The 21,082-nt window shown below is 65.2% G+C and carries 25 protein-coding genes; 5 read left to right on the top strand and 20 right to left on the bottom strand.

All coding sequences use genetic code 11. From position 1 onward, the window contains the following. Positions 1-36: 36 nt before the first annotated feature. Positions 37-1,485: an MFS transporter gene (locus QM714_RS02210; protein ID WP_415097179.1), complete on the top strand. Its 1,449-nt coding sequence runs from the start codon at positions 37-39 to the stop codon at positions 1,483-1,485. Between the two features lie 46 nt (positions 1,486-1,531). Here QM714_RS02210 and QM714_RS02215 read toward each other — a convergent pair whose 3' ends face one another. From QM714_RS02215 to QM714_RS02245, 7 genes are all read right to left on the bottom strand, one after another. Further along, positions 1,532-1,669 carry a hypothetical protein gene (locus tag QM714_RS02215; RefSeq protein ID WP_415097181.1) on the bottom strand — a complete coding sequence of 46 codons (138 nt, stop codon included), beginning with the start codon at positions 1,667-1,669 and terminating at the stop codon, positions 1,532-1,534. 418 nt (positions 1,670-2,087) lie between these two features. After that, positions 2,088-3,101: a LacI family DNA-binding transcriptional regulator gene (locus QM714_RS02220; protein WP_415097183.1), complete on the bottom strand. Its 1,014-nt coding sequence runs from the start codon at positions 3,099-3,101 to the stop codon at positions 2,088-2,090. Further along, positions 3,101-4,714, bottom strand: a complete 1,614-nt coding sequence (locus QM714_RS02225; RefSeq protein ID WP_415097185.1) for a GMC family oxidoreductase — start codon at positions 4,712-4,714, stop codon at positions 3,101-3,103. Before QM714_RS02225 ends, QM714_RS02220 begins: the two co-directional genes overlap by 1 nt. Before the next feature lie 2 nt (positions 4,715-4,716). Further along, a complete protein-coding gene (locus QM714_RS02230; protein WP_415097187.1) occupies positions 4,717-5,133 on the bottom strand; it encodes a MaoC family dehydratase in 417 nt (138 codons plus the stop codon). A 10-nt stretch (positions 5,134-5,143) separates the two neighbouring features. Continuing rightward, positions 5,144-5,887 carry an SDR family NAD(P)-dependent oxidoreductase gene (locus QM714_RS02235; protein ID WP_415097189.1) on the bottom strand — a complete coding sequence of 248 codons (744 nt, stop codon included), beginning with the start codon at positions 5,885-5,887 and terminating at the stop codon, positions 5,144-5,146. Beyond that, positions 5,884-7,425: a CoA-transferase gene (locus QM714_RS02240; RefSeq protein ID WP_415097191.1), complete on the bottom strand. Its 1,542-nt coding sequence runs from the start codon at positions 7,423-7,425 to the stop codon at positions 5,884-5,886. The genes QM714_RS02235 and QM714_RS02240 overlap by 4 nt, the downstream gene beginning before the upstream one ends. Further along, entirely contained in the window at positions 7,422-9,068 is a 1,647-nt protein-coding gene (locus QM714_RS02245) for an aldehyde dehydrogenase family protein (protein WP_415100947.1), read from the bottom strand. The genes QM714_RS02240 and QM714_RS02245 overlap by 4 nt, the downstream gene beginning before the upstream one ends. On the opposite strand from QM714_RS02245, the gene QM714_RS02250 reads away from it, so the two are divergent. Together QM714_RS02250 and QM714_RS02255 are read left to right on the top strand one after the other, a co-directional pair. Then, positions 9,067-10,221, top strand: a complete 1,155-nt coding sequence (locus tag QM714_RS02250; protein ID WP_415097193.1) for a DUF993 family protein — start codon at positions 9,067-9,069, stop codon at positions 10,219-10,221. The two genes, QM714_RS02245 and QM714_RS02250, sit on opposite strands and share 2 nt — an antisense overlap. Further along, positions 10,218-11,093: a sugar phosphate isomerase/epimerase family protein gene (locus QM714_RS02255; RefSeq protein ID WP_415097195.1), complete on the top strand. Its 876-nt coding sequence runs from the start codon at positions 10,218-10,220 to the stop codon at positions 11,091-11,093. Before QM714_RS02250 ends, QM714_RS02255 begins: the two co-directional genes overlap by 4 nt. Before the next feature lie 79 nt (positions 11,094-11,172). Here QM714_RS02255 and QM714_RS02260 read toward each other — a convergent pair whose 3' ends face one another. The 8 genes from QM714_RS02260 to QM714_RS02295 all read right to left on the bottom strand — a co-directional run bounded on the left by QM714_RS02260 (position 11,173) and on the right by QM714_RS02295 (position 16,848). Continuing rightward, on the bottom strand, positions 11,173-11,331 hold the full coding sequence (locus QM714_RS02260) for a hypothetical protein (protein ID WP_415097197.1): 159 nt from the start codon (positions 11,329-11,331) through the stop codon (positions 11,173-11,175). Positions 11,332-11,419: 88 nt separating this feature from the next. After that, positions 11,420-12,379: an IS110 family transposase gene (locus QM714_RS02265; RefSeq protein WP_415097199.1), complete on the bottom strand. Its 960-nt coding sequence runs from the start codon at positions 12,377-12,379 to the stop codon at positions 11,420-11,422. Positions 12,380-12,676: 297 nt separating this feature from the next. Further along, positions 12,677-13,363, bottom strand: a complete 687-nt coding sequence (locus QM714_RS02270) for a nucleotidyl transferase AbiEii/AbiGii toxin family protein (protein ID WP_415097201.1) — start codon at positions 13,361-13,363, stop codon at positions 12,677-12,679. Beyond that, entirely contained in the window at positions 13,318-13,665 is a 348-nt protein-coding gene (locus tag QM714_RS02275; protein WP_415097203.1) for a nucleotidyl transferase AbiEii/AbiGii toxin family protein, read from the bottom strand. The genes QM714_RS02270 and QM714_RS02275 overlap by 46 nt, the downstream gene beginning before the upstream one ends. Then, positions 13,662-14,258 carry a hypothetical protein gene (locus QM714_RS02280; protein ID WP_415097205.1) on the bottom strand — a complete coding sequence of 199 codons (597 nt, stop codon included), beginning with the start codon at positions 14,256-14,258 and terminating at the stop codon, positions 13,662-13,664. The genes QM714_RS02275 and QM714_RS02280 overlap by 4 nt, the downstream gene beginning before the upstream one ends. A 47-nt stretch (positions 14,259-14,305) precedes the next feature. Beyond that, positions 14,306-15,580, bottom strand: a complete 1,275-nt coding sequence (locus tag QM714_RS02285; RefSeq protein ID WP_415097207.1) for a tyrosine-type recombinase/integrase — start codon at positions 15,578-15,580, stop codon at positions 14,306-14,308. Then, entirely contained in the window at positions 15,567-15,755 is a 189-nt protein-coding gene (locus QM714_RS02290) for a helix-turn-helix transcriptional regulator (protein WP_415097209.1), read from the bottom strand. Before QM714_RS02290 ends, QM714_RS02285 begins: the two co-directional genes overlap by 14 nt. 34 nt (positions 15,756-15,789) lie before the next feature. Continuing rightward, a complete protein-coding gene (locus QM714_RS02295; protein ID WP_415097211.1) occupies positions 15,790-16,848 on the bottom strand; it encodes a hypothetical protein in 1,059 nt (352 codons plus the stop codon). 107 nt (positions 16,849-16,955) lie between these two features. Here QM714_RS02295 and QM714_RS02300 point away from each other — a divergent pair, with 107 nt between their 5' ends. Then, positions 16,956-17,855 carry a tyrosine-type recombinase/integrase gene (locus QM714_RS02300; RefSeq protein WP_415097213.1) on the top strand — a complete coding sequence of 300 codons (900 nt, stop codon included), beginning with the start codon at positions 16,956-16,958 and terminating at the stop codon, positions 17,853-17,855. Here QM714_RS02300 and QM714_RS02305 read toward each other — a convergent pair. The 4 genes from QM714_RS02305 to QM714_RS02320 form a co-directional block, all read right to left on the bottom strand. Continuing rightward, a complete protein-coding gene (locus tag QM714_RS02305) occupies positions 17,834-18,418 on the bottom strand; it encodes a hypothetical protein (RefSeq protein ID WP_415097215.1) in 585 nt (194 codons plus the stop codon). The two genes, QM714_RS02300 and QM714_RS02305, sit on opposite strands and share 22 nt — an antisense overlap. After that, complete coding sequence (locus QM714_RS02310; RefSeq protein ID WP_415097217.1) at positions 18,415-18,798, bottom strand: helix-turn-helix domain-containing protein; 384 nt, start codon at positions 18,796-18,798, stop codon at positions 18,415-18,417. Before QM714_RS02310 ends, QM714_RS02305 begins: the two co-directional genes overlap by 4 nt. A gap of 326 nt (positions 18,799-19,124) precedes the next feature. Then, positions 19,125-19,526: a type II toxin-antitoxin system VapC family toxin gene (locus tag QM714_RS02315; RefSeq protein ID WP_415100949.1), complete on the bottom strand. Its 402-nt coding sequence runs from the start codon at positions 19,524-19,526 to the stop codon at positions 19,125-19,127. Between the two features lie 22 nt (positions 19,527-19,548). After that, positions 19,549-19,776: a hypothetical protein gene (locus tag QM714_RS02320; protein ID WP_415097219.1), complete on the bottom strand. Its 228-nt coding sequence runs from the start codon at positions 19,774-19,776 to the stop codon at positions 19,549-19,551. A gap of 136 nt (positions 19,777-19,912) precedes the next feature. Here QM714_RS02320 and QM714_RS02325 point away from each other — a divergent pair, with 136 nt between their 5' ends. Continuing rightward, positions 19,913-20,143, top strand: coding sequence for a helix-turn-helix domain-containing protein (locus QM714_RS02325; protein WP_415097221.1), 231 nt, complete (start codon positions 19,913-19,915; stop codon positions 20,141-20,143). Positions 20,144-20,339: 196 nt separating this feature from the next. Here QM714_RS02325 and QM714_RS02330 read toward each other — a convergent pair whose 3' ends face one another. Next, on the bottom strand, positions 20,340-20,792 hold the full coding sequence (locus QM714_RS02330) for a phage integrase central domain-containing protein (protein ID WP_415097223.1): 453 nt from the start codon (positions 20,790-20,792) through the stop codon (positions 20,340-20,342). Positions 20,793-21,082: the final 290 nt, after the last annotated feature.

The following is a 21,082-nucleotide window of genomic DNA, read 5'->3' on the forward strand; positions in this document are numbered from 1 at the left end:
CATATCACGCCTCACGAGAGCTGGAGATCAACGATCATGTCCTCGAACTACACCGACGAAGCAGCGTCATCTCGCTTCTCGTCCGCAGCCGTCATTGCGGTGCTGTGCTTCGGCAGCCTGTGCGGCGCCCTCATGCAGTCGCTCGTCATCCCGATCCAGGCCGAGCTCCCCGACTTGCTCGGCACCGACCCCGGAAGTGCGTCCTGGGCCGTGACGGCGACGTTGCTCGCAGCCGCAGTGACCATGCCGGTCACCGGACGACTCGCCGACATGTATGGCAAGAAGAGAATCATGGTCGTCTCGGCAGCGATCCTGATCCTGGGTTCCCTGCTGGCCGCTATGTCGAGCACCTTGGCACCGTTCTTGGTTGGCCGGGTGCTTCAGGGCATGGCGATGGGCTACATCCCGGTCGCGATCAGCATGGTGCGCGAGATCGCCCCACCCGAGCGCCGAGCGAGCGCCGTGGCTGCGGTCAGCGCCACGTTGGGGGTCGGCGGTGCGTTGGGTCTGCCGCTGTCGGCATGGATCGCGCAAGACTATTCGTGGCACGGACTGTTCTGGCTGTCCACCTGTTTGGCAATCGTGGTCTTCGTCGCCACCCTGGTGGTGGTCCCGCATATTCACGACGCTCACCCGGCCCACCTTGACGTGTTGGGCATTGTCGGCATGGCCGTCGGACTGGCGGCGGCCCTCATCGGCATCAGCAAGGGCTCGGAGTGGGGCTGGACTGACGCTCGCACGTTGTCGGGAATCATCGGCGGCGTGATCGTGCTCGTCGTCTGGGCATGGTACGAGTTGCGACACGACGATCCGTTGGTCGACCTGCGGACGACAGCGCAGCGACCGGTGTTGTTCACGAACTTGTCGGCCCTGCTCATCGGTTTCGCGATGATGGCACAGATGATCGTCGTGCCGCAGATCCTTGAAATGCCGGAAGCGACGGGCTACGGACTCGGGCAATCAATCCTGCAAGCGGGCCTGTGGGTGGCTCCCGGCGGCATCATGATGATGCTCTTCGCTCCTGTGTCGAGCACATTGATCAACTCCATCGGGGCGCGCACCACGCTGTCGATCGGCGCCGTGGTGATCAGCGGGGGATATCTGGTCGCCCTCGTCCTCATGAACGCCCCGTGGCAACTCATGGTGTCATCGATGATCGCGTCGGCGGGTGTCGGGATCGGCTATGCAGCCATGCCGACCCTGATCCTCGACAACGTTCCCGAGTCCGAGGCCGGCTCGAGTGTCGGCGTCAATGGTCTGATGCGGTCGGTCGGTACGACGATCGCCGGGGCCGTCATGGCGGCGATCATGACGAGCCAGACCGTAGAACTGGGCGGTGGCGTCGAGATCCCGAGCAAGGAGGCATTCCAGGTCTGTCTCCTTGTCGGGGCGTTGGCCGCGTTCGCCGGTGCCCTGATGGCCCTCCTTATCCCGGCGCAGCGCCGTGCCCCGGTTGCCGGGGAGCTTCAAGAGGTTTCCGGCTGACGGGCGCATCCGGCCAGACGGCTGACGCTTTCACGACCTGTGGGGCTCAGCCGCCGAGCGACTTCCAGGCGTCGGCCAGCAGCAGGTAGAGGTGGAGCGGGTCGGTGGGGGAGCGCTTGAAGCCGAGTTTGTCGTAGAACGTTGCCGCCTGCTCGTGCAGCGTGTGGACGAGCAGGATGCGCACGCCGATGCGGTCAGCGGCAGCAAGCGTGGACGGGATCGCATCGCGGACAAGAACGCGACCTAGGCCGGAGCCCTGCGCCTTGGTGTCGGGCAGCTCGCCGGCCCAGCGCAGCCTGTTGTGGCCATCGCGCGCGTCTTGGACGACCGGTTCGGCGCCGAGAGTCCACGCATCCTGGTGCTCGACGAGCCGACGGCGACCTTGCCGGCGCGCAAGGTGTCAAAGCTCTTCGAGGTGACCCGGAAGTTACCAGGGCGGGCGGCACCGTACTTGATGTCTCCCGCCGGATCGACGAGGTCCTCGACCGCATCGACGAGATCGTGCCTCCCGGGACCACCCTCAGCCTTGCTGACAACGGTTGGGCGAGTCCGACCCGGCGGCTCCGGTTTCGGGGTCGCGGTGCCCTTGGTGTGGGGTGAAGCTATCTGACGGTGGCAGCAACGCCGGTCGATTCACCGATGATGACCTCGGCCTTCAAAAGTGGCATGGCCAGATCAGTTTTCTCCCCAACTAGTTTCCCGTGAAGCAGGTCCCAAGCCTGCCGACCTAAGTCGGCACGTGATGTCCTGGCGGTAGTCAGTCTCAAATCGCCATAGCGAGCCAGGGCGATATCGTCAAAGCCGGTAACCGATATATCCTGCGGCACGCGTAAGCCCTCTTCTCGGAGCAGCGAAATGGCACCGATGGCCGCGAGATCGTTGAAGCAGACTAGGGCGGTCACATCCTGCATTATTGCGCTGGCCGCTGCCAGGCGGCCAGCCTCAATTGACCCGTCGCCCTCGATCAGGGTCGCCTCGAGTCCTAGCACAGCGGCCTGCTGGACGGCACGCCAGCGTTCCTGGTTCTGCCAGGCCAATGGCGAACCCCCGAGATAGGCGACACGTTTATGGCCAAGTTCGGCGAGATGCCCGCACAATGCCAGCATGGCGCTAAAATTGTCGATGGCGACCATGGGGATCTCTACGCCAAGCTCGCGCCGGTTGACCAGAACCGTAGGGATTCCCCATCGCGGGATCTCTCGGAGCCCGTCGGCGGATATGCGTGACGATAGCAGGATCAGACCGTCCACTGTTCCAACTAGAGACCGTGAGATGGACAGCTCCTCTATGGGATCGCCTTGAGAGTCGGCGACGAGGGTGCGGTACCCCTCACCGGCTGCCGAGAGCAACACTGACTTGATGACCTCAAGAAAGTACGGGTTTGCAGCGTCGGGGATGACGACGGCGATGCATCGGTGCATGCCGGACGCCAGCACCCGGGCAGCAGAGTTTGGGTGGTAGCCCACCTCCTCGGCCGCGCGGCGGACACGGGCAGCGAGGTCGGCGTTGACGGTGAGTGCGCCACTCATGACGCGCGAAACGGTTGCAGTTGACACACCGGCCGCGGCCGCCACTGTAGATACGGTGGCACGCGACGGTGGATGGTGAGCGGGCATCACTCGTCCATGCGGATCAGGTCGGCTGCCTTCTCCGCGATCATCACCGTGGGCGCCTGGGTGTTCGCGCTGATCAAGTCAGGCATCACGGAGCTATCAGCGACGCGCAGTCCACCTAGCCCGATCACTGACAATCGAGCGTCCACCACAGCGTCCTCGCCGGTTCCCATCGCGCATGTACCAACCGGGTGGTAGCTGGTCCGGCCGTGTGAGCGGACGAAACGGATGTAGTCGTCCTTCGAAGTGACCCGATCGCCGCCCGGCAGGTGCTCGCGGCTAACTAGTTGCGCCATCGACGGCTGCGCCATTATCTCGCGCGACTGTCGCACTCCTTCGATCGCCATCTCGAGATCGTAGTCGTTAGCCATGTAGCGAGGGTCGATGTCGGGAGGGAGCTCCGGGTCGGCCGATCTGATCGAGACGGATCCTCGGCTCCGCGGCCGTAGAAAGTATGAGTTGAGCGTGACGCCATATCCAGGGCGTAGCGCTTCGATTCCCGCCTCCACGCCCGCGGCGGGCAGGAAGTGAAATTGGAGAGATGGCTGGCTTTGCTGGTCGTCGACTTCGGGGGCGAATGAGAAAGCGCCGGCCTCGACGACGGTCGAGGCAAGCGGTCCGGTCCGGGTGGTGAGGTATCGCAGGCCCGCGGCCCCGACTCGGGGGTGGATGCGGTCGTAGCGATCCAGGCCAAGAGGCTGTTTCAGCTCGTACATCACGTCCAAGTCACAGTGATCGCGCAGGTTCGCGCCTACCCCCGGGAGGGCGTGCTGGACTTCGACGCCGGCTCGATGGAGGGCTGCCGGATCCCCGACGCCGGAGAGCTGGAGCAGTTTAGGAGACCCGATCGCGCCAGCGGCAACGATCACCTCACGGGTGGCTCGGATGAACTCGGAGTCGCTGCCGCCGTTCGCGACTTGGACACCGATCGCTCGATCGTCGTCCACCACGACACGGAGTACCAGCCGCGCGCACTGCACAGTAAGGTTCGGTCGACTCGCTGCGGGGCGCAGGTAGCCGACCGCGGCACTGCAGCGTCGGCCGTTGCGTGTGGTGGATTGGTAGAAGCCAACGCCCTCCTGGCGCTCTCCGTTGAAGTCGTCGTTGTACGGCAAACCCGCTTCTTGTCCTGCCTTAACGAACGCTCGTGAGAGCGGAGAGGGATTGATCTGGTCGCTGACACCAAGCGGTCCCCCGGTGCCGTGCATACGACCCGAGAGCCGGTTGTTGTCTTCCGATTTCACGAAGTAGGGCAGTACATCCTCGAAGGCCCAGCCCTTCGCGCCGTGCTCAGCTTCCCAACGGTCATAGTCCGATGGGGTGCCGCGGGTGAACACCTGGGCGTTGATGGAACCTCCCCCACCGAGAACCTTGCCCTGCGCATAGGGAATACGGCGATCGTTGAGGTGGGCTTGCGGAGTCGTGGACAGTCCCCACTCCCATGGCCCGGCGGTGAGCTTGGCGAACCCGGCCGGCACATGGACCAAAGGATGACGGTCGGTGCGGCCAGCCTCGAGGAGTAGCACCTTCAGGTTCGGGTCCTCGGACAGCCTCGCGGCGAGAACGCAGCCCGCGGTCCCCCCGCCGACAATGACGTAGTCGAAGGTCTGGAGCATGCTCAGTCCTCTGCTAGGAACTTCAAGATGTGTACCGCGACCAACACCAGCTCGTTGTCTTGATTGAGCACTCGGATGTCGCTGAAGGCCATACTTTCCGCGGGTTCGATGCGTGTGAGCGAGTAGGTGACCGTCAGGGTGTCTCCTAGTCGCACCGCTCCGGTGAAGCGGACACGGTCATAGCCGTAAGACACGGCGTGTCCGTCGAACTTCGCCGACATAGCAGTGGATGCCGCCGACGTGTAACCAAGGACCAAGGTGCCGTGGGCGATGCGACCTCCGTACACCGAGTTGCGCATGGCTTCCTCGTCCACGTGGTTGGCGTGGAAGTCCCCCGTGATGCCGGCGTAGCCGTAGACGTCGCTCTCGGACACTGTCTTTCGGAACGTTACTGTGGTGCCCAGCGGCACATCGCGCATTTCAAGCTCCTCAAGTGATCGCGTAGCCGCCGTCAACGGCGAGGCAGGCGCCTGTGACGTATCGGGCGGCGCCAGACAGCAGGAAGACCACCGGATCGGCGATGTCGAAGGCGTCGGCCAGCCGTCCTAGCGGGATTCGGGACAGTTTGGCCGTGCGGGACTCGGGGTCCTGGAGCACCGCGGCGGTCATCGGCGTGTCCACGTACCCGGGCGCCACAGTGTTTACCCGGATTCCGGAGGGTCCGAGCTCGACTGCTAGGCCCCTGCACAGTTGGTGCAACGCGGCTTTGGTGGCACCGTAGGGAACGATGCCTGGAACCGCCCGGTCGGCGGCTAGCGATGAGACCGCAACAATGCAGCCCTTGGACTCGCTGAGATGCGGAGTTGCGTCGCGTATGAGGCGGTAGGTCGAGGAGAGGTTGATATCCAGTAGCCGTTGCCAGCTCTCCTCCGTGATTTGGGTCGCTTCACCACGCCACTGGACACCTGCGACTGCAACGATGCCGTCGATGCGACCGTTCGCTGACGCGACGTCTCGCACTACCTGTTGTGTGCTGCCCGGTTCTGAGAGATCGAGTTGCAGCGAAGCGGCGTCGAGCTCATTCCCGAGAGCTTCGACGTTGTCGGCCAGGTCGACGAGGAAGGGGGTGGCGCCGGCAGCGGCCACGCGGCGTGCAATAGCTGACCCGATACCGCCGCTCGCTCCCGTGATGACGATGACTTTGCCGACCAAACCGTTCTCCGAGGCGCTCATGCCGCTCCCGCCGTCAGGGACTGTGCGGCAGCGATCAGGCCGGCGTCCATTGGTTTGACGTTTCGCACAAGCGGGGTGAATCCCATGTGCTCTATCACGTCTGTGCGAATGTCGATACCGGGCGCAACCTCGACGAGTTCAACGCCTTCTGAGCGGAGCTTTAGCACAGCTCTTTCGGTGACGAAGGTGACCTGCCTACCCTCGGCGACGGCCAGGCGCCCTGAGTGGGTGATCTCTTCGACTTGGGCGACGAACTTGGGCACCGAACCCTCCTCAAGGATCCTGATTCGAGAATCTTGGAATCCGACCCGGAGTCCTTTGGCTGTGAAGGTGCCACAGAATACGGCTTCGGCGGCGTTCTGTGCGATGTCAACGAACCCACCGGGTCCGATCACAGAGCCGTTGATGCGGCTGACGTTGACGTTTCCATCAGCATCGGCTTGCGCCATGCCCAGGCATGCCATATCGAGTACGCCACTGGCGAAGAGGTCGAATTGCGTCGTCGATGGTTGGACCACGGCGGGGCTTCTGACTGCGCCGAAGAGATCACCCGAAACCGGCACACCACCGATCATGCCTTGCTCGATCGCGAGGGTGACGTCGTCCATGCGCCCTTGTGAGGTGAGTGCGTCAACCACGAGGGATGACATCCCGAAACCGACGTTGAGCAACGACCCAGCTCTGACCTCTTGCCCTGCTCGGAGGGCGATGAGCGTGCGTACGGGATCGGTGAATTTCGGCACGATGTGAGCCTCGGCGGAGGTGGCACAGAACGCGGGATCGAATTCGCCGGCGTAGGTCTGCCACTGCGTTGGGGATAGGACGACTACGTCGACGAGTGGCGCGGGGACGTGCACGAGGTGTGGCTCGTGCACCGTGTCTATGCGTCGCTTGACCTGCGCGATGACGCGACCACCAGAGGCGCGCGCGGCGGTCGCGGCAGCCAAGACGTCCAGTACGCCGGCCTCACGCGCACAGCTGAGGTTTCCTGCCGGGTCGACCGCTTCGGCACGGATGATCGCCACATCGACCGGGAACGGGCGATAGCGGAGATACTCATCGCCGTCGAACTCGACAACCTCCACCAGCGACCGTTGGCGGGCTCGTGCGTTGCAGGCGCCCCCGGCCTGTCGTGGGTCGACGAAGGTGCCTAGCCCTGTGCGGGTAAGTAGTCCGGGCCGCCGGGCACCGATCTCCCTGAGTAGCAGGCTGATCACACCTGCTGGCAGGGCGTAGGCGGCTATCCGGTTTTCGTTCGCCATGCGCACCATTTCGGGGGACCAGGTCCAGTGTCCGCCAATGACGGTGCTGACAAGTCCTTCGAGTGCGACTGCGTTGGTTCCGCGATGAACTCCGTCGCCGAGACCGAGGGCATGCACCAGGGTGAGGTCTCTTGGTCCGCTCGTACTCTCGAATCGCGCTCGAAGCGCTGCGAGCACGCGATCGGGTTCGAGCATGCCACCGCCGTTGGCCGAGAGCGTGACCGTTGCGCCGTGTGGGATCTCGGCTACCGCCGCCTCGGCGTCTAGGAACCTCAAGACAGCGCTCGCGTCGCAGCGAAGAAGCGCTCGCGCGGCCCGGTGCGAAGCTGCACGGATTTGAGTTCGGTGAACTCGTCGAAGCCTTGGCGACCCATCTCCCGGCCATAGCCACTGGCTCCCATGCCACCTGCAGGCAGTTGCGCCGAGCCGTCGATGGTCGTGTTGATCCAGACGCGGCCGCTGCGCAACCGTCGCGCTGCCATCAGCGTCTTGTCGACGTTCTTGCTCCAGATGGAGTTCGCCAAGCCGTAGTCAACCGCGTTGGCGAGCTGAATCGCCTCGTCAAGATCCCGGAAGCGGGTAACCGCTAGCACGGGGCCGAAGATCTCCTCCTGGAAGAGCGCGCTGTCGGGAGTGACGTCGTCGACGATCGTGGGCGTGACGAAGTCTGTATCGCGGATCTCGCCGCCGGTGAGGACACGGCCCTTTCCTAGCCGTTCGGGTGCGAGGAAGCTCAATACCTTCTGGACGTGATCCGGACTGATCAGGGCACCTACCTCGGTGTCCTCGTCTAGCGGAGGGCCGACGCGCACCGCTGCCGCGGCAGAAACCAGTCTGTCCAAGAACTCATCGGCGATCGATTGTTCGACCAGGAGCCGAGCTCCGGATACGCAGCACTCGCCTTGGTTGAACAAGAGCCCGAAAAGTGTGCCGTCGAGGGCGTCGTCCAAGTCCGCGTCCGCGCAGACGATGGTGGCCGCCTTGCCGCCAAGTTCAAGAGACAACCTCGTGGCGTTCGCGGCGGCGGCAACGGACACGGCCTGGCCAGTTGCAGTGCTGCCGGTGAAGGACATCAGGTCAATTTCCGGACTCTCCGCGAGCGCTTGCCCCACATCCTTTCCCTCGCCGGTCACGACCGAGATGACACCGTCGGGGACACCTGCTTGCTGCGCGAGCAATGCGAGTTCAAGGGTGGTCGACGATGTCATCTCCGACGGTTTGACTACTGCGGTGCATCCAGACCCCAGAGCGAACGGAAGCTTCTGCACCAACTGGAGAAGGGGAAAGTTCCACGGAGTTACCATCGCCACCACGCCAACTGGTTCGCGCACCGTCCACGAGTGAAAGGTCTCGCCGAGGTTTGTGTGGGCGTCACCAGTGGTCGCCATTGCCAACCCGCCGGCGTACTCGATCATGTCGACACATGCGTCGACGTCGCCACGTGCCAACCGGATTGGTTTGCCGACCTCTTGTGCCTCGATTCGCGCGAACCGCTCACTGTGCTCTCGGAGAAGGCCGGCAAGCCTCAGGAGTGCGCGACCCCTGTCGATTCCGCTCATCCGGGGCCACGGGCCCTCGTCGAATGAACGACGAGCAGCTCCGACGGCGTCAGACACGTCCTGCGAGGTGCCTCGGGTGAAGCGAGCGACAACGCGCCCGCCAGTGCCAGGACCCACTCTCTCGAGTGCAGCCTCGGGCTCTGGCCACGGAGTCCAGGTTCCGTCAATGAACTGACCGTAGACCCGTACCTCGTCGACACTTTGAGGCGCGGGACGGGCCGGCGATGCATCCGGCAGCTGTGCGTTGCGCACTGGAAGACCATCTCCTGAGAAAGCGATTGCTTGACACGATAGGCCCCTGATTACGCGTGGCACAAGGTCTATCTTCAGATTGGAGTAATCGGTTACTCTAGTCTGCATGGCCTTGACGACCGCCGTATCCGTACGGCTGCCATCGGCGAACGGTGTGGTGTCCCACACGCTTGGCGATCCGCAGACCCTAGACACTCTGTCGGCACCGGCAACGTCAAGGGAGGTCTTCGCCGCGGCACATGTGGTCGTCGACGGCGCAGGACAGATTGACTGGGACGGCACCGCGGCCTTCCGCGAGCACTTGTGGGACCTTGGGTTGGGCGTTGCTGACGCCATGGATACCGCGCAGCGCGGTCAAGGCCTCAGCGCCGCCGCTGCAAGGCGACTCGTGGATCAAACTTGTTCTCAGGCGAAGTCGCGAACCGCACCGTCTCCGTTGGTGGTGGGCGTCTGCACGGATGCCTTGAGCGCCACCGACCGTCCTAGCCTCGCCGCGATCACCTCTGCCTACCTTCACGAGGTGCACCGAGCACGAGCGTCGGGTGCCGTCCCTGTCATCATGGCGAGCCGGCAGCTGGCCGCCGTCGCCGCTAGTCCCGCGGACTACCGGGCGGTGTATGACGAGGTTCTTTCGCAATCCGATGGCCCGGTCATCTTGCATTGGTTAGGGACCGCGTTCGACCCAGCGTTGAAGTCGTACTGGACCGGGGGAGAGCGTGACCATGCCGATCAAGTGGTCCTCGACCTGATCGCCGCCCACACCGACACGGTGCGGGGCATCAAGGTCTCGCTCCTCGACCAGACCAAGGAGGTAGCGCTTCGGGCAGCGCTCCCGGAAGGAGTGCGCTGCTACACCGGTGACGATTTCCACTACACCGAGCTCATTGCGGGGGACGGAGAGCAGCACAGCGATGCCTTGCTCGGGGCCTTCGCGTTTCTCGCTCCTGTTGCTTCTGCTGCGCTGCGCCGACTAGACGAAGACGACCTGACTGGTTTCATTCAAACGCTCGGCCCGAGCGAGGAGTTGAGCCGGCTCGTGTTTGAGAGCCCGACGCAGTTCTACAAAGTCGGCGTGGCTTGGATCGCACACCTCTCAGGGCATCAGGAGCACTTCCGGATGCTAGGTGACCTCCAGCAGCGACGCGACCCGCAGCATCTTGCTCGTGTTCTCGTGGCCGCGGACGCGTTGGGCCTCTTCCCCGACCCCGAGATAGCAGCCGCCAGGGCGAGAGCAGTGTTCTCTGACCTGGGGGTCTCGTGACTTGCGCGAACGCGGCTATCCCGACGAGATGGAGCCTCAACTCCATCACAGTCCCGTACCTTGAGCTTCCCGAATTGCTCGAATCGGCGACAAAGCATGGCTACCAGGGCATCGGGCTGTGGCGGGATCACTTCGACGACTATGCCGCGGCGGAAGTGGCGGCCCGGGTAGCCGAGTCCGGACTGCGAGTGAGCTCACTTTGCCGCGCCGGGCTTTTCACCCACGAGGATCCAGCGCAGCGTGCCAGGGCGATCGACGACTCGCTTCTCGCGGTAGATCAAGCGGCGGCGCTGAGAGCCGCAGCCGTGGTTGTAGTCCCGGGCGGCCTCGTCGCTCGCGACCTCGTGGGATCGCGCTCGATGGTCCGTGATGGGCTCGGACGTCTGGCGGAGTACGCCGCAAGTCGCGGCGTGTCCTTGGCTCTGGAACCGATGCACCCGATGCTCGTGGAAGCCAGGTCGTGCATCACGACTGTAGGCGAGGCGCTCGATGTTCTGGACGAACTGGGAATGCACGAGCACGGCATCGCGCTCGATAGCTACCACGTGTGGTGGGACGCAGGGATCGACAATCTGACGGACAGGCTCAAAGGTCGCATTCACTGCGTTCAGATCGCCGACTGGATAGACCCGGACAACGGCCCAACCACCAGTCGCGGCATCCCAGGCGAGGGGTGCATCGACTTCGGCGCGTTCCTTAGTCTCGCCGCTCGTCTTCAATACACCGGCGACATCGAGGTTGAGGTCTTGAGCGAACGTTGGTGGGAGCGGGGTGCGAGGAAGACCCTGCAATCGCTGGACGCCGCCTTGACGGCACTCCACCCGGCCGCGGGCCCGTGGACCGGGCAGCACTCCGCGAGTGGCGCGCACTGATGTGAGTCCTCATCGCTCCCGAGAAGTCTACGCCGCTCCGGCGACTCGGCGCGGTGTTGCTCTGCCGGACCCGGTGTGGCTAGAGGCCGAGTGCGGCGCGTAGCCGGCCGGCGCTCATCGTCCCTGGCGCCCCGTGGTCGAGCGTGAAGGTGGCGGCGATCCGCTCCCCTGTGGCGATCTGCGTGCTCTGGTGCCAGCGGTCCTCGCCCTCGACACCCTCCAGGGGACTACACCTCACCGACGAGGCAACAGAGTGATGGCCTGTGGGTGACACGAGCAGCCGCGCGCCAATGGTCGCTTCCTTCGGCGGAACCGGGCAGATCTACCTAGCCGAGATCAGTTCGCGCAGAACCGCTCGATCGAACTGGACTACTGCCACCACCCCTGTGTAGGGCACTGTTGGCGGCGCGGTCGCCACCGCGGTTGAGGCGGTGTCGGTTGGTTTTGCCTGAGGACGCCAGGAGCGGACTGACGCCGCACAGGACGGCGAAGGATGCCTCCGATCTGAGGCGTTCGGGGTTGTCGCCAGCGGTGATGAGGAGTTGTCCGGCGATGTCGGGGCCAACGCCGTGCACGGCCAACAGGTCCGGCGCACGGTCGGTGAGCAGGCGCGCGATGTCCTTGTCGGTTTCAGCCAGCTCGTCGGCCAACATCTTGCAGCGGCGAGCCAGGCGCCGCAGGGTGGCTTTGGCGGCCTGCTCGGGATCACGAACGTCGCCGGGCCGGAACCGGGAACAGGTCTCGACCAGCGTCTTCGCGCCCAGCCCGGTCAACTGTGTGCGTAGGTGCGCGGGCGCGGTGATGATGGTCTGACGCAGTGCGTTGATCGCGGCCGTGTGAGCCTTGATCGCCCCATTCCTAGCCACTCTGAGCGCTCGCACGGACTCTACGACACCGTCGCGGGTCTTCGGTGTCCCCGTCGCGGTCCCAGCCAAGACCGCACGCGCAGCTGCGATCGCATCAGTCGGATCGGACTTACCGGACTTGCGTCGCGCACGTCGGTCGGGCTGGTCGACCTCGATGATGCGCAGCCCCTGGGCACGTAGATGCTGGAACAAGGTGGCGCCGTAGGAGCCGGTTCCCTCCATGCCGACGACGATGACATTTCCGTGGCCTTTGAGCCAGGCCAGTAGGTCGTCGAAGCCGGTCATGGTGACCGGGAAGGTCGCGTGGCCCAGGAGCCGGCCGAGGCCGTCGATTGCGGCGACGGTGTGGGTGTCTGCGTGGGTGTCGATCCCGCCGGCGATGTCGGTGACCTCACGAGCAAGGTCGGTGGCTTCTACCATGGTGTGTGTGCCGTTCTCTTCGATCCGATAGGACGGACACGCACCGCCGGTCGGGCGGACAGCACAGTGACGAGGCGCGGCCAAGCTCCTATCAGGTCACGCTCCGTCCGGCCGGTGCGTGCGCCCCCGGCCGGCGACAGTTCAGGTCAAAGGCACGAAGCCGGCGGAAACGAGAGTCAACCGGCCGGGGACTTCCACCACGATCCAACCGGACCAGGCAGCCCCGCCATCATCACTGCGGAAACGTCGCTGATCATGTCGCTGGGTACGCTCTGGGTACGCTCGGCGTCCACGGGATCACAGCCTCTCGCGGTTCGCGAGGACGGTGCTGATGACCTCGTCGAGGGTGATCCGGGCACCGTGGATGAGCGCCTGCGCGGCGTCGAAGCCGGTGCGGATTGCGGCATGCACGTCGGTCTCCGGATCGAACGCAGGGCTGTCGGCGTAGCCGCCTTCGGGGCGTGGGCTCCAGGAGAAGCCGGCGTCGGCGCTATGCGCGTTGATGTCCTCGACCAGCTCGGTGAACCCGTCTCGTCCGAGAGCGTCGAGCGCCGCGGTGACTGAGTCGGTGTTGAGGAGCCGGTCGATGTCGTAGAAGTGCCGACCGTGCTTGAGCAGGGTGGCAGTGTCGCCCCGGACGGCGGCGTCGTGGACGGCCGCGATCTTCTCCAGCAGAGTCCGTTCGGGCGCGAGCACGTTCACCTCGAAGGAGGTGAACTCCTCCCATGTGTCCTCGGGCTCGCCGAGCTGGGTGATCGCATACTCGGCGACCATCGAGCGGTAGCCGTGAAGCGCGGCGGGGTAGGTGCCGCCGCGGCTGCCGAGTTCGAGCAGCACGCCCTCCTTCAAGCTGTCGCCAGCTCGGACGGTGGGGTAGTGGTAGGTCGTGTACCGCTTGACCCCGGTCGTCGAAGCGCCAGCGCTCACGTCTGCTTTCGTCAGACCGAGGTGGGTGGTGACGTCGGTGTCGACCTGCTTGAGCACCTTGTGGCGCGCGTTGAGTGATGGCCCCGCGGGGAACACGGCGAGAGCAGGTCGACGTCCTCGGAGAAGCGGTCCACGATCCCGAACACGCGGCTCAGGCTGGTGCCACCCTTGAACAAGAACGTCACCGTCGAGGTCGACCCGTCAGGCATGGGCACCGTGCGGTCGATCGCCGCAGCGCGGAGGATCTCGGTCACCCAGAAGTCCTTCTCGACGTACGCCGCAGGCAGCCCTCCCGCAGAAGCTGTCTGCGTGACGAGCGCGTCGAGGTCGTCGGGATGGTCCCGTAGACGTTCGGTCATGCCGCCACCGCCAGGGACTCGACGAGCCGGGCGAAGTTGTCCCGCACGGCCCGGTTGTACTCACCGGGCACTGCGGCCCGCAGCCGCTCCTGGTCGACCTCGCGGTTGCCCAGCGAGGCACGGAACCTGTCGACCAGGGCGTCCCAGCCAGCCTCGACGTAGACATCGGGGGAGCGCAACAACTCCAGCAGGGCGATCTCCTTCTCCTCGAGATCGGCTCGCGCGAGGTTGCGGCGCTCGTGCTGGGTGACGCCCTCGATGGGGTCGACGGTGCGCAGCGTGGCGACATGCCACAGCGGGGGAACCTGTGTGGTGACGCCCCAGGCGCGGGCGGCGGAGTAACCCGCCGGGCCGACGCCACGGGTGCCGAGCACCACGCGAGCGACCTCGTCGGGTCGGGGCGCGGTGATGCCGTATCGGGTGCGTCGGCCGCGGTAGTACAGGCCACGGCGGACCGGCAGCAGCAGGCCGTCTTTCACCGCACGCGATGCCGCCTTGCGGGCAGCGGTCGAGGAGCCGGGGAGCCTGTCCACATGGACGAAGGACTTCTCCGGCGTCTCTCGGATCACCGCAGCGGGCGACAACGTCGTCATGTCACCAAAGTGTACCGGGAACGTGACATCGGTGAAAGTCGAACCCCTCACTCCAGGGCCTCCCCATCCTCGATGACGTCGTCGACCCGACTGTCGTCGGGGGGATCTGCGGCAACGTCGGGATCACCATCACGCACGTCATCGTCGTCATCTTCCTCGACGTCTTCCTCCTCGTCGGAGTGGGTGCCGAAGACGGCGTCGATGGCGCGCTTGGTGCGCTCCGAACTGCCCTCCATGAGGTGCGTGTACGTCCGAAGAGTGAAACCCGGATCGGCGTGGCCGAGGTGCTCGCTGACCGCCTTGATCGTCTCGCCCTCGTGGAGCGCGGTGCTGGCGAAGAAATGCCGCAGCGCGTGGCAGCCGTTCTCGCGCAGGTCGGGGATGTGTGTGCGAACGAGCGCTGGCCTCCACACGTAGGTGTTGAAGTAGTTGCGGTTCAGCGCCTTCCTCTCCCGAGTGGTCAACAGCAGCGAAGCGGTCGTCTCCTTCCCGTCGGGGACCATCCACGGCAGGGTGACCTCAACGGGCGGGTATTGGGTCATGTGGCGCGTGATCGCCTCCAGCGTGCCGTCGGGCAGAGGGACCTTGCAGGTCTTGCGGCCCTTCGGCAGCCCGAACACGAGCACGTTGCCACCGAACACCTTCACCTGACGCCGGACGTTGACCTCGCCGCGTTCCAGGTCGAGGTCGTCGGGAGAGAGGGCGAAGATCTCACCCTGTCGTAGTCCGAGCCCGGCGCCGAGAACTGCAACCAACGAGTAGCGGTCGGGCAGTTCGTCACGCATTGCCAGCACACGCTGCTGCGTCCAGGCCACGAGCTTCTTCGGGTCCGACCTCGGCTTGCGCACCGCCGGCGCCTTGCACGGGTTCTTGGCGAGTATCTCGTCGTCGACCGCGGCGGTGAAGACGGTGGCAACGTTGGCGAACACGACCTTGCGGTACGTCGGTGCCAACTCGGTCAGGCCGCGAAGCCAGCCTTGGATCGTCGATGGCTGGATGTCGGAGAGGAACCGATCCCCGAGCACGGGGTAGGCGTGGAGCCGCAGTCGGAGCTCGACCGCCACGCGGGTGGTCTCCTCGAAGGTCTGCGCTGCGAGCCACTTGGCGGCGTACTCCTCGAACTTCACCTTGCCGGCGTCCGGGTCGAGGTAGTTGCCCCGGACGATGTCGGCCGAGACGGTGAACGCGAATCGGTCGGCGTCGACCTTGCGGGGGAACGACTTGGCTCGGGCACGGCCATCGGGTTCCCGCCACCGGACGCGCCAGGTGATCTGAGTCTTGCCCTTCGCGGTGGTGCGCTCGCGCTTCTCAACCCAGGCCATGGCTCACCGCCGCGTGATCGGTCAGCCACTGGCGGACCTCAGCGGCGTCGTGGCGCAGGAAGCGTCCGACGCGGAAGGCGAGGGGGCCGGTGCCCTTGTGTCGCCACTGGTAGAGCGTGTTGACCGGGACACCGAGGAAGTCGGCGACCTCCTCGACGGTCAGGAGTCTCTCCATGTTCTCTCCTCGGTGGTGGGTGGTGGACGGGGTGTCAGATCGACGGGACATCTGGGCTCGCTCCTCTCGGTGGTGGCCGGTGGTGCAGCGCTGCCTCGAAGTCGAGTCGGCTTTGCGTCGCACCTTTCGGCGCCTTTCGTCGGATAGGTGTGGGCCGCAGGTCGTTGCGAACGATTGCGAGCAGGTCGGTCTGCACCGGGGAGGTGATGGGCACGAACTTCTGCCGGGTCACGCGGACGAGTTCGCCGTTGTGGTCGTTGAGGCCGGGGACGTTGATGCGCTGGAAGTAGAGGCGCTGGGCGACGCCGCGTTCGATGACGTTGCAGATCCGTTCGTCGATGCCTGCGCTGACACGTTGGAGCCGCCGGGATTGTGCTGGATCGGTGATTGCGTCCCTGGCGAGCTTCTCCATGCGTACGGCGGCGATCGAGCCTTGGCCGGCGGCGGGTCCGCCGTTGCCGACCATGCCGCCGAGGTCACGGGTCTCGTGCACGAGTCGCCCGTAGGTCTCAGCTCGCCGTTCCCACCGCGCTGCCAGGGTCGGGTCGAAGGGTTGGAGTCCGTGGGCGGTTTCGCGGGAGACGATGCGCTGGGAGTCGAGCACAACACGCAGGTTGTTGGCGGTGGGGAATGTGCCCAGGTGGATGAGCAGGTTGTGCTGGGCCTGGAGCACGCCGGTGATGCCGGGCAGCCCGGGTCCTTCGATCAGGGTGGGCTCGGGTCGCCAGCCGCGCAGGTCGACGGTGTAGTCCGGTTCCCAGTATCCGGCCCAGGTTGCGCAGGTCTCGGCCACGCGTCCGAGTCGACCGGGATCCTTCAACGGATGCCAGCCGGGGATGTTGGCGTAGCGCCGGTCGAGGCTGACGAGAGCGCGTACAACGTCGGCTGCGTCTTTGATGACGGTCAGGCACTGGGATTCGGAGAGCCGCCCGTAGCCGACGCCGTTGGTGAAGTCGTGCTCGCCGAGCACACAGGCACGGGCTGCCTGTCGCCAGGTGTCGACCAGTGCGAACGGCTGCTCGGTGACGAGTTCGTCCATCGTGGGCAGGCTGACCTCGATCGCGCCCAGGGTGCCTTCGATCCGGTAGCGCAACTCCTCGGCCGGGCCACGGGTACGGCCGGTGCTGCCTTCGACTGGACGAGCAGACCTCGCGGCTGCTGACGGGCACGCACGTTGCGCCCAAGCAAGCCAAGATCACGGTGGGGCAGTGGTGCGACACCTGGCTCGACGGCTACCGGCGCAACCGCGACTCCACCGTCCGGCAGGCCGAGACCCACATCAAGCGGATCAAGGCCGCGTTCGGCACGATGCCGCTCGGGTCGGTGCGCCCGTCGCATGTGCGGACCTGGACAGCGGAGCTTGCGGCCGAGGGGTTGGAGGACTCCTATGTCTACGCCCTCCACTCCCGGTTCGCGCAGGTGTTCTCTGACGCCGTCCACGACGGGCTGGTGGCCAAGTCGCCGTGCTCGCGGCGGACGTCGCCGGCGGCGGGCAAGCAACGGCCCTACGTCTGCACCACCGAGCAGATGTGGGCGTTGCACGACACTCTGCCTGAGCGCCTGCGTGCGGCGGTGTTGCTCGGGGCGTTCGCGGGGTTGCGTGACGCCGAGGTCTGCGGACTGAGGGTCAGTGACGTCGACTTCATGCGCGGTGTCATCAACCCGGCCGTTCAATACCCAGCACTTCCCCTGAAGACTGACGCCTCACGGGCAGCGTTGCCGATCCCGCAGAGCCTCGCGCTGGCGTTGTCGGCCCATGTCGCGCAGTGGTCGGCTGAGGGGTTCGTGCTCGTCAACGAGTGGGGCGACCAGCTTGCCCCGTGGACGCTGCAACGCGCGATCCGCACGGCACGCGAGAAAGTGCCGGGGTTGCCGCCCGACTTCCGGTTCCACGACCTGCGGCACTACCTCGCCAGCATGCTCATCGCCAGCGGCGCGGACGAAAAGGTCGTCCAGGCACGGCTGAGACACGCCTCGGCCAAGACAACACTCGACACCTACGCACACCTATGGCCCGACTCCGACGAGTCCACCCGCACAGCCATCGACGCGGTGATGCAGGCGCGGGCCGAGGCGGTTCAGTCGTCCGACTCACGCTGAGCCTCCGGCTCGACGACGGCGCGGACGACCGCGGCTGCTTCGGCTCCGATAGCGCGCTCCAAAGTCGCGAGAATCGCCTCCTCAGACTTGGGGGAGCGATGGACGGTAAGCCGATGCGCCGCACGCAGCTTGTCGGGCTGCTCGCGGGCAAGGCGTGTGAGCAGGCTCGCTGAGTCGATCAGTTCGATGCCGCGGTCCGCCATCCAGCCCTTGGGGAAGTGACGAATGTTGTCGGTCAGCAGAAGGTCGGCCTGTGCAGACAACGCGGCCGCGAGCACATGACGGTCGTTCGGACTCACCTCGACCTTCTCCACCGCAGCGAGGTCGCGCTTGGTCGTCTCGATGAGCGCGTCCGGTAAGAACTGGCCGAGAAGGGCGACCAGGACAGCGGCGTCTTGGGTCGAGAAGTCGTACTTGGCGATCAGGTTGCGGGTGGTCTCGTCGAGGATCGAGTCACTCCCGTGAATCTGAAGTGCGCCAACGCTCGCGGCGTACACGAAGTAGTCGCGGAGGGTCCGAGAGATCAGGATGTTCGCGTCAGCGAGCGTGACCGAGATCGTCAATCGACATTCCCGTACTTGTTGGCGAGCGCGGCCACGACGGCCATCGGGTCGCCTTCCTCTCGCTGGCGCTCACGGAACTCCTGAATCGCCGCAGCAGAGATGCGGTGGTGCTTGCCCACCTTGCGGAAACCGATCCGCCCCACAGCCATGAGTCGCATCAGCGTCGGCCGAGACATGCCGAGAATCTTCGCGGCCTGGGTGGTGGTGAACTCCTGCTTGGCGGGGATGACCAGCGCACCGACGGTCTGCTCGGCATCCAGCAGGTCGAGCACCTTCTTCGCGCTCTCACGGGGGAGCCGGAGGGTCACCTCAATCTCGGGCTGGTCACTGGCCAAGCCCGAGCGCAGAACCTCGACATCCTCAACAAGTGCAGTGCTCATCTCGCCTCCCGGCAACTCGCCACATCTAACTGCTCTAAGTGTACACGCCTCCGAGAGTGGTGGCGGTGAGCGGAAACCGACGGTCATCGTTGGTCCGCAACGAACGTCTTGCGGACTCTTTGCGGACTAGGACGAAACAAGCCGGCCCCTGATTCTGAGTTTCCGCAGGTCAGGGGCCGGTTCGTTAGGTCTCAGGGCCCAAATGTCGTAAGTCCGACAAGTGATTCGGCGTCTGTGCAGGTCAAACGGCTGATTCGGCTGCTCCCGCCGGAGGCGATGGCACCGTCATGGCACAAACTGGAGTTATCAGCGAGGCTGATGTGAATCTAGAGGCGTTCTGGCAAGAGGGTCAGCGCCTCGACGTGCTGTGGTCGCACGGCGGTGAAGTGGCGGCGATCCAGCGTCGCCACGTCCGTGATGTTCAGTCGTTCGGCGAGGGCGATCACCGAGGCGTCGGTTGTGCCGAGGCGGAGATCGTCGTACTGCTCGACCAGTTCGGCCATGCGCGTGTAGTCGTCGGTCGTGAGATCCACCGGGTCGAAGTCTCGCCTACCGAGCGCGAGCAGGAACGCCTTCTCGGCGCGGGAGCCGCCGAGCTTGTCCAGCATGAATCCGACCTCGGCGACGACCGTGGGCGGCACGAGCAGTCGCCTTCCGGCCAACCGCAGTCCGGTGAACATCTCGACGCAGGGGTGGTTGTGAGGTTGCTTCTTGACGGCAGCGGCGATGAGTGACCGCTGTCACAGAGAATCACAAGGAGTCACTGCCGAAGCCGTAGGCGGCCAAGTAGAGGTCGACGTTCGGGGCCACATCGGTGGGCACCTCAGTGCCGTCGATGATGTTGAAGAATTCCGGCGGCCACGTGCTGTTTGTCGTGGACTGAGGCAGCCGTCGCCGCAACTCATCGCCCGCTGCCGGCAACTGGTCATCCGGCAGCGCGTCGACGAGCTCGTGCAACTCGCTGCGATCCACGCTCATGCTGCCCAGTGTAGGAGAGCCGACCGACAAGAAGCCGGATCGCGATGTGGTGGTTTGGCGACGATTTCGGGGCGCAGGCGCTCCGGCGGGAGCGAGCAGTGCGTTCGGATGATATTCGGGCAGATATGGTCCTGGCGTGGCCGGAGGAACGATTATCGCCCGTGCGCGTCGTAGCAGCGGACTGTCGCAGCGAACTTTGGCGCGCCTTTCGGGTACCGCCCAGCCCACACTGTCGGTCTACGAGCGTGGAGAGAAGTCACCGACGCTGGCGGTAGCCGAACGGATCGTGGAGGCCAGCGGCTACGACCTCGACCTCACGCCGCGCGTCAGCTTCGCCCAACACGCATGTACTCGCGGTGAGCCTTAAGTCGTTCCCGACCGTCTCTGGCGCCTGGACGTCGCCGACGCGCTCGCCGCTGTTGTGCTGCCGGGTCACCTCTACTGGTCCGGTCCTTCCCGCACCTACCACCTGACCGACCGCCAGGACCCGGCCCGGGTCTACGAGATCGTCCTGCGCGAGGGAACTGAGGCCGACCTACTGACTTACATCGACGGCGTGCTCCTCATCGACCTCTGGTACAACCCTCATCCCCGCGCCTGCTTTGCGCGCCGCTATCGGGGAGAGCCTCGCGAACTGCCATGACTCTGACCGCATCCCACGGCACTGCTCGGCGTCGTTCGAGTCGCGGTGCGCGCACGGATCGCGCTTTGCACGGGTTCTTCGGGACGAGCCCGTCGTCGACCGCCGCAGAGAAGACGGTAGAGACGTTGGTGAAGACCGAATGCTGGGAGTTCGATGAGGCCAGGCTGAGCCCGTGCAGCCAGCCGCGAATGGCCGATGGATCGATCTGCCTCAGGCTTTTCGATCCGAGGACCGGATAGACATGGAGTCGGAGCCGGCGCTCGATCGTCTCCCGGCTGGTCGCCTCCAGCGGCTGATTCCGTAGCCAGTTCTCGGCGTACTTCTGGAACGCGACCCGTCCGGCATCGGGGTCGATGTAGGTGCCTCGAAGCATGTCGGCTTCGATCGTGGCGGCGAACCGGACGGCGAAGCCCTTCTTGGGGAAGGTCTTCTTGCGCTGCCGACCTGACGGGTCGCGGTAGCGGACGTCATAGCGCGGCTCGTCGTTGACAAGCCCTCGTTCGATGCTCTTGCCATCGGGCTCTCCTCGGACGTTGCTTGGTGGGACGCCTAGGAGGTGTGCTGGGCCGCCCAGCGAGCGGTGAACCCGAGCGCCGGAAGGCGCGACGCACCTAGGCAGTGAAGGAGAAGGAAGCCGGGTGCCGATGGCACATCCATGGCACA

The sequence above is a fragment of the Nocardioides sp. genome (assembly GCF_047602075.1).
GTDB lineage: Bacteria > Actinomycetota > Actinomycetes > Propionibacteriales > Nocardioidaceae > Nocardioides.